The sequence below is a fragment of the Paracoccus tibetensis genome (assembly GCF_900102505.1).
GTDB lineage: Bacteria > Pseudomonadota > Alphaproteobacteria > Rhodobacterales > Rhodobacteraceae > Paracoccus > Paracoccus tibetensis.
The window spans coordinates 1-7,447 of the sequence record NZ_FMVT01000027.1; the positions used below are offsets into that span (position 1 = coordinate 1).

The following is a 7,447-nucleotide window of genomic DNA, read 5'->3' on the forward strand; positions in this document are numbered from 1 at the left end:
TGAAACGGCAATTGCCGTGTCCTTGACGTCGAACCTTGCACATCTGTCACCTGGCCGAAACCAGGCGATCATCCGTTCATCGTTCCACTCGCGTGAACCGACAAACAGTGAAGCTGACACCCTCATCATCGCTTGCGCTAGAGGGCCGACATGCAAGCTTCAAGGTCGAAAACCGACCAAACCGCCCGCATATCTCTTCAGATATCCATCAATGTCAAAAAGCAGAGGAAACAAAATCGCGGATCAAGCGCCAATCTCTCGACGCCCAGCCCGGTCATCCATTCCCAAAATCTCTTCCGGTCCAGACCCGCGCTTCGCAGCGCTCCCCTTCCCGGCCCCTCAAGCGTTCCCGCCTTCGGTGAAGCGGTATTTAGGCCGCGGCGTTCCGGGGCGCAAGCAGAAAAATCAGGCAGCATCTGCGAAAAATGACAGCGCATTGAAAAGACGCGCATCTTCACCGCATGAGGCATGTGGTCGGCAGGCGGCTCGGCTCGTTCCGACGAATCGCGCGGGGCCCATCTTGGCCGCTTGAAACCGCCCGCATCAGGTCCTACCTTGGGTGACGGCGGGCTTCTGCTCTTCTCGCGCGCGGCCAAATTTCCACTGGCCTATAAGTTTTCCGAGGGCGCTGGCTCTGTCGTGACCCTGGTCACGTTACCTGGTGCCCACCTGATTGATCAGGCTTTCGGGAAATCTGACGCCGACGCGGTCGCTGCGGTTCCCGCCACCTTCCCTTCCGACAGGCACAAAGCGAAAGGGCGGCCCGAAGGCCGCCCTTTGCATTTATACCTGGTCTTGAGGATCAGAAGCCGTAGACCACGGCGACGCCCAGGCGGTTGTTCGTCCGGATCTCACGGTTCTCCTGGTACTCGGTCGTGTAGCTCACGCGAGTCGCCAGCTGATCGGAGACGCGGAAGTTCACGCCCAGTTCGTTGCTGATCACGTCGTCGATGTCGCTCGAGCCCAGCCAGTCGGTGTCGTTCGTGATGAAAACCGTCTCGTTGAAGCGGTGGTAGAAGCGCGACGAGGCGATGTAGCCGACATCGGTGTTCGAGGAGGTGTCGGCACCCGTCACGACCAGATCACCATCACCGTCGATGAAGCTGTCCGTTCCGGCATAGGCCGCGCCGGTCTGCGCATAACGGACGCCAACACCGGCCTGAACACGCCATGCGGTGTCCGGCGTGTTGATCACGCGGTAGCCCGGGCCGAAGCCGAGGAACGCGTCGCGGCGGAAGTCGCTGAACTCGGCAGCGAAGTCCTCGTCGCTCTGCGACGGGCTGTTGCGGACGCCGTCGACCAGACCGTTCTGGCTGATGCGGCCGAGCGCGAAAGCGTAGAACTGGTCGTTGAAGTAGTACTGCGCGTCATAAATCGCGTTGACTTCTTCCTGGTCCTTGTTGCCGAAGTCGTCCTCGCCGAACTCGATCGACAGACCAACGCTCTGCGCGAAGGCGCCTTCGTTGTTGTTGATGCGGCCCGCGATCGCCAGGTCCTGGTTCTCGGTGTTGCCGGTACGGCCGGTGTAGCTGAGCGACATGGTGCCGAAGAGACCGGTGCGACGGTCCGCCGGACCGAAGCGGTCGGCGTCTTGGTCACGATCGAAGCTGTCGGTCACCGCGTCTTCGATGTCACCGATGCGGTCGTCGATCCGGCTGATCCCGGTCGCGTCGGCGCCGGTCGAGATCTCGGTCTGGGCAAAGGCCGGAGCCGAGAGAACGGCGAGCATGGCGGCGGTGCCGGTCAGCAGCGTAACTTTTTTCATCTTGCTTCCTCACGAGCTGAGTTTCGTTGTCCCGAGGCAAAATGGCCCCGGAGCATCTCTGCTGTGACATCAATTAGAACGCCCCCTGCCCGGTTCAAAGGTTGCCGCGAAAAGTCACAAGACGCGCGATGGCCGCGTCAGCAGATCATCATCCGAAACCGGGCGAGATCTCGCACACGCGGCCATTTAACAAATCGTGATGCAACCTTCTTTCGATTGGTGCAACCAATTGGCGTACGGTCATAACGGCGTGCCGATCGCCAAGTTCATGCATCCCAGAATCCAAGGCTTGATGCAATCTGCCTGTGATGTGGTGGCTTAGCAGGCAGTCTCCACGCTCCGCGGCGCCGCTTCAATCTGTTGCACAAACGACACGGTTCTTTTTCACGTCAAACGCCAGCGTGTTCTGCCTGCATCAGTCAGGCAGAAGCTCACGTAGTCACGGTAGCGGATGTGGCTGGCTCAGAAACCTTCGGGGCGCAGGTCGCGCGCGACATGGTCGAGGACGGCGTTCACGAACTTCGCCTCGCGGCCTTCCGGGAAGAAGGCCTCGCAGAGGCGGACATATTCGCTGATCACCACCTTCGGAGGCGCCTTGCCGATCACCAGTTCGGCCCCGGCGGCGCGGAAGAGCGCGCGCAAGACAGGATCGATGCGGTCGATGGGCCAGCGGGCCACGAGGCCGCGATCCGTTGCCTGGTCGATCCGCGATTGCCATGTCACCACATTGTCGAGGATGCGCTCGAAGAGGGCCTCGTCGGCGGGGTCCGTCGGGCCGTCGCGATCCTCGAAATCGATGCGGTAGTCGCGGAACTCGCGGGTGACGCGCTCGGCGGATTGACCGGCGGCTTCCATTTGGAATAGCGCCTGCACGGCATAAAGGCGCGCGGCGCGGCTGAGGGCGCGGCGGTCGGCGGCGGGCTGGGTGGTGTCGCGGCCGCTCATGCCCGGCCCTGCCCTTCGATCTCGCCCGCAAGGCGGATCACGTCATGCGGCACCAGAGGCGCTTGGCCGCGGGCCCCGATCCCGTGCGCCAGCGCCACCAGATGCAGCGCCGCGGCGGCGGCCCCGCCCCCTTTGTCCTGGCCCTCGGGCGCGGCGCGAACCTCGGCCTGCGCCATCGTCTCGACGGTCAGGATGCCGTTGCCGATGCAGATGCCCTGGAGGCCCAGCAGCGTCAGCCCGCGCGAGCTGTCGTTGCAGACCGTCTCGTAATGGGTGGTCTCGCCGCGCACGACGCACCCCAGGGCGACGAAACCGTCATGGCGCCCGGCCCGCGCCGCCAGGGCGATGGCGGTCGGGATTTCCAGCGCGCCCGGAACCTCGACGATGTCCAGCTGCGCCCCGGCAGCCTCGGCCTTGCGGCGCACGCCGGTCAGCAGCGCGTCCGCGATGCTCCGGTAATACGGCGCGACGACCGCCAGCAGCCGTACCGGCGCGTCGAAGCGCGGCAGCGGCAGTTCTTGATGGTCGGTCTGCGAGGCCATGCGTCAATCCTTTGGAACAGGGCGCGTGGAATGGATGGAAAGACCGTAGCCGTCAAGGCCCACGATCTTCACGGGCGCGGTATTGGTCAGCAGCACCAGCTCGGACAGGCCGAGCGCCGACAGGATCTGCGCGCCGAGGCCGTATTGCCGCAGCACGTGCGAATGGCTCTCGTCCGCCGCCGAGACGACGGCCTGCGTCAGATCGCGGATCAGCACGACCACGCCGCGCCCTTCCTCGGCGATGACGCGCATCGCGCCGGCCAGGCTGCCGCCGGCCCCGCGGGTGACGCCCAGCACGTCGTGCAGCGGATCGAGCGCGTGCATCCGCACCAGCACCGGGCCGGGCGCGCCGAGATCGCCCTTGGTCATCACGATATGCTCCGAGCCCTGCGTCTCGTCGGCGAAGACGCGCATGGTCCATTCGCCGCCGAACTCCGAGGTGACCTGCCGCTGCGTGCGCTCGACGATCAGGTTGTCGTGGCGGCGGCGGTAGCGGATCAGGTCGCTGATCGTGCCGATCTTCAGCCCGTGCCGCTGGCTGAAGGCCACCAGATCGGGCAGCCGGGCCATGCTGCCGTCCTCGTTCATGATCTCGCAGATCACGCCCGCCGGGTTCAGCCCAGCGAGGCGCGAGATGTCGACCGCGGCCTCGGTGTGGCCGGCGCGGACAAGAACGCCCCCCCGGCGCGCGCGCAGCGGGAAGATGTGGCCGGGCGTCGCGATGTCGGCGGCGCCCTTCGTCGGATCGACGGCCACGCTGATGGTGCGGGCGCGGTCATGGGCGCTGATGCCGGTCGTCACCCCCTCGCGCGCCTCGATCGACATGGTGAAGGCGGTCTCGTGGCGGCTGGAGTTGCGCGGGCTCATGAGGCCGAGGCCGAGCGCCTCGATCCGCTCGGCCGTCATCGACAGGCAGATGAGGCCGCGGCCATGCGTCGCCATGAAGTTGACCGCGTCGGGCGTCGCCATCTGCGCGGGGATCACCAGATCCCCCTCGTTCTCGCGATCCTCGTGATCGACCAGGATGAACATCCGGCCGTTGCGCGCCTCCTCGATGATCTCTTCCGTCGAGGAGATGGCGGCCGCGAAATCCTGTTCGACGGGGCCGGGGTTCTCAAACTGCATGTGCCACCTTCCTTGTAGCCGGTGCGTGCGCGGCCGCCGCTAGCGGGCCAGCGCGCCGGCCTCGGCCAGACGCGCCACGTAGCGCGCCATCGTGTCGATCTCGAGATTGACCGGGTCGCCCTTCTGCGCCTCGCCCCAGGTGGTCACCTGCTGCGTATGGGGGATGAGGTTGATCCCGAAGCGGCACCCGTCCACCTCGTTGACGGTCAGCGAGGTGCCGTTCAGCGCCACCGAGCCCTTGGGCGCGATGAAGCGGGCCAGCGCCGCCGGGGCCTCGAAGACAAGGCGCAGGCTGTCGCCCTCGCGCCGCGCCTCGACGATGGGGGCGATGCCGTCGACATGCCCGCTGACGATATGGCCGCCCAGCTCGTCCCCCACGCGCAGCGCCCGCTCGAGGTTCAGGCGCTTGCCGACGGCCCAGCCCTCGGCGCCGATGTTGGTCTTCGACAGCGTCTCGGCCGAGATGTCCACGTCGAACCAGCCGTCGCCCTTGGCGATGACCGTCAGGCAGATGCCGTCGCAGGCGATCGAGGCGCCGATGTCGACGCCGGCCATGTCGTATCCGCAGGCGATGCGGGCGCGCATGTCGCCGCGCATCTCGACCGCCTCGACCCTGCCGATGTCGCTGATGATCCCGGTGAACATGACGCCATCCCTCTGGTCCTGCCTCGACCTAAGGCAAAGGTGCGGGCCGATCAAGCGGGTGCAAATTAACCAATCTGTAACGAAGCTTTCGCTAAAGTTGTATTGGCTTGAAGAAGCCTCCTGTGCGATGTGCGTTCAACAAGGTTAATTCTGCAACCGAGGGTTCATGTTCCAGCGCGGCACACCACTTCCGCAGGATGCCCTGCCGCCGGCGCCGACGCGTCCGGCGACGGCAGCGCGAATCTTCCTGCTGCTCCAGGGACCGCACGGCCCCTTCTTCGACCGCCTCGCCGCGCTGCTGCGCGAGACGGGGGCCGAGGTCTGGCGCTGCGGCTTCAACGCCGGCGACGAGCATTTCTGGTCCGACCGCGCCCGCTTCATTCGCCACGAGGGGAACGTCGCGGACTGGCCCGCGCATCTGGAACGCATCCTCGAGACGCGCGGGATCACCGACATCGTGCTTTACGGCGATGTGCGCCCCATCCACGCCAAGGCGCGGAAGATCGCGGAAGAACGCGGGCTTACCGTGCATGTCTTCGAAGAAGGCTACCTGCGCCCCTACTGGATCTGCTACGAGCGACAGGGCTCGAACGGCAACTCGGCGCTGATGCAGATCCCGTTGGCCTCGATGCGCTCGGTCCTGCGAGAGCAGGCGGCCGAGGTCCACCGCCCGCCTGCCCATTGGGGCGACATGCGCCAGCACAAGTTCTACGGCGCCTTCTACCACTTCCTCGTCCTGATCGCGAATCACCGCTATCGCGCCTATACCGGCCACCGCGCCATTCCGGTGATCCAGGAGTTCCGCCTGAACCTGCGTAGGCTTGTTTTTTCGCCGTTTCACAGCCTGCAGAGGCGATTCCAGTGGCGGCGGCTGCGCCTGTCCGGGCGGCCCTACAGCCTCGTCCTGATGCAGCTCGAGCATGATTCGAATTTCCTCGGCCACTCGCCTTTCACGCGAAATGCGCAATTCATCGATCAGGTCGTCGAAAGCTTCGCGCGCGCGGCGCCGCCGCATCACCAGCTGGTCTTCAAGGCCCATCCGCTGGAGGACGGGCGCGCCCGCAACCTCGACGCGCTGCGCGCGGCAGCCCGCCGCTTCGGGGTGGCGCACCGCGTCCACTACATCCGCGGCGGCAAGCTGGCGGAGGTGCTGTCCCTCGCCCGATCGGTGGTAACCGTCAATTCCACGGGGGCGCAGCAGGCGCTATGGCGCGGGATTCCAGTCAAAGCCTTGGGACGGGCCGTTTATGTCAAGCCTGGCCTCGTCTCGGACCAGAGCCTCGACAGCTTCTTCGAAAGCCCCGACGCGCCCGATCCGCAGGCGTACCGGACCTTCCGCAACTACCTCCTCCAGACCAGCCAGATCCCCGGCGGCTTTTATGCCGAACGCTCGCGCGCCCATGCCCTTCGGCTCGTCGCGGACATGATGCTCTCGCCCGAGGATCCCTACCAGGCGCTCGCCTCCGGACGCGTGCTCCACAGGCATCAGATGCACGACCGCGAAAGTTGAACACAAGAAAAGGTGGCCTGTGTGCAGACTTATGGCTAGATTGCGCTTCAACCGGCCGCGCCAGCCCTGCCGGAGCTGATAAGATGGAGTGCAAGAGGTGACAGTTTTGAATCCGACAGCCGGACCCCTCCGGTTGCTCATGATGGCGTCGATGTGCCTGCTTTCGGCCTGCGCCCTGCCCCGTTCGGGCCCCACCAAGAACGAGATTTTCGGCGGCGCCGTCGAGCGGGGCGGCAACGCCCAGGTGATCTACGTGAACGACCACGTCACGCGGGCCTCCAGCTTCGTGCCGTCCTTCGGCTTCTCGTCAACCTTCCGCAACGCCGGCCAGGTCGGCGCGGACGAGATCCGGGCCGGCGACCGCCTCGCCCTCTCGATCTGGGAGAACGTTGATGACGGCCTGCTGACCTCGATCGGCTCCAGCCAGGCCCAGATCAGCGAGATCCAGGTCGACAGCGACGGCTTCATCTTCGTGCCCTATGCCGGCCGCGTCCGCGCCGCGGGGAACTCGCCCGAGCAGCTGCGCGGCGTCATCACCGAGCGGCTGAGCGTGCAGACGCCCGACCCGCAGGTCTCGGTTGCCCGCGTCGCCGGCGACGGCGCCACGGTTTCGGTCATGGGCCGCGTCGGTGGTCAGGGGGTCTACCCGATCGAGCGTCCGACCCGCTCTCTCTCCTCGATGCTCGCCCGGGCCGGCGGCGTCGCCATCCCGCCCGAGGTCGCCGTCGTGACCGTGAAGCGCGGGAACGAGACCGGCCGCGTCTGGCTGGCCGACCTCTATTCCAGCCCCAACAACGACATCGCCCTCCGTCCCGGCGACCTGATCGTGGTCGAGGAAGACCAGCGCAACTTCACCGCGCTTGGCGCTCTCGGCGGGCAGACCCGCGTGCCGCTCGGCAACGAGATGATCAACGC

General features: G+C 65.9%; 8 protein-coding genes. 2 read left to right on the forward strand and 6 right to left on the reverse strand.

Features of this window, described 5'->3' with window-relative positions; all coding sequences use genetic code 11:
* Positions 1-197: 197 nt before the first annotated feature.
* From BLP73_RS19225 to BLP73_RS18690, 6 genes are all read right to left on the reverse strand, one after another.
* Positions 198-458 (reverse strand): hypothetical protein, encoded by a 261-nt coding sequence (locus BLP73_RS19225; RefSeq protein WP_139166039.1) that lies wholly within the window; start codon positions 456-458, stop codon positions 198-200.
* A gap of 344 nt (positions 459-802) precedes the next feature.
* Positions 803-1,765, reverse strand: coding sequence for a DUF481 domain-containing protein (locus BLP73_RS18670; RefSeq protein WP_090748476.1), 963 nt, complete (start codon positions 1,763-1,765; stop codon positions 803-805).
* A gap of 462 nt (positions 1,766-2,227) precedes the next feature.
* A complete protein-coding gene (gene nusB, locus BLP73_RS18675) occupies positions 2,228-2,710 on the reverse strand; it encodes a transcription antitermination factor NusB (protein WP_090748479.1) in 483 nt (160 codons plus the stop codon).
* A complete protein-coding gene (locus BLP73_RS18680) occupies positions 2,707-3,252 on the reverse strand; it encodes a 6,7-dimethyl-8-ribityllumazine synthase (protein WP_090748482.1) in 546 nt (181 codons plus the stop codon). Before BLP73_RS18680 ends, nusB begins: the two co-directional genes overlap by 4 nt.
* 3 nt (positions 3,253-3,255) lie before the next feature.
* Positions 3,256-4,377, reverse strand: a complete 1,122-nt coding sequence (ribB, locus tag BLP73_RS18685) for a 3,4-dihydroxy-2-butanone-4-phosphate synthase (protein ID WP_090748485.1) — start codon at positions 4,375-4,377, stop codon at positions 3,256-3,258.
* A gap of 39 nt (positions 4,378-4,416) precedes the next feature.
* Entirely contained in the window at positions 4,417-5,022 is a 606-nt protein-coding gene (locus BLP73_RS18690) for a riboflavin synthase (RefSeq protein WP_090748488.1), read from the reverse strand.
* Between the two features lie 166 nt (positions 5,023-5,188).
* On the opposite strand from BLP73_RS18690, the gene BLP73_RS18695 reads away from it, so the two are divergent.
* Together BLP73_RS18695 and BLP73_RS18700 are read left to right on the forward strand one after the other, a co-directional pair.
* Entirely contained in the window at positions 5,189-6,532 is a 1,344-nt protein-coding gene (locus tag BLP73_RS18695) for a capsule biosynthesis protein (RefSeq protein ID WP_090748491.1), read from the forward strand.
* 151 nt (positions 6,533-6,683) lie between these two features.
* Positions 6,684-7,447: polysaccharide biosynthesis/export family protein (locus tag BLP73_RS18700; protein WP_245686547.1), on the forward strand; the 764-nt coding region annotated here is incomplete at its 3' end.

What these genes read in the sequence shown, in the direction of transcription:
- BLP73_RS18695 (WP_090748491.1), top strand. Translation starts at nt 5,189, where the DNA reads ATGTTCCAGCGCGGCACACCACTTCCGCAGGATGCCCTGCCGCCGGCG.
- BLP73_RS18690 (WP_090748488.1), bottom strand. Translation starts at nt 5,022, where the DNA reads ATGTTCACCGGGATCATCAGCGACATCGGCAGGGTCGAGGCGGTCGAG.
- BLP73_RS18680 (WP_090748482.1), bottom strand. Translation starts at nt 3,252, where the DNA reads ATGGCCTCGCAGACCGACCATCAAGAACTGCCGCTGCCGCGCTTCGAC.
- BLP73_RS18670 (WP_090748476.1), bottom strand. Translation starts at nt 1,765, where the DNA reads ATGAAAAAAGTTACGCTGCTGACCGGCACCGCCGCCATGCTCGCCGTT.
- nusB (WP_090748479.1), bottom strand. Translation starts at nt 2,710, where the DNA reads ATGAGCGGCCGCGACACCACCCAGCCCGCCGCCGACCGCCGCGCCCTC.
- ribB (WP_090748485.1), bottom strand. Translation starts at nt 4,377, where the DNA reads ATGCAGTTTGAGAACCCCGGCCCCGTCGAACAGGATTTCGCGGCCGCC.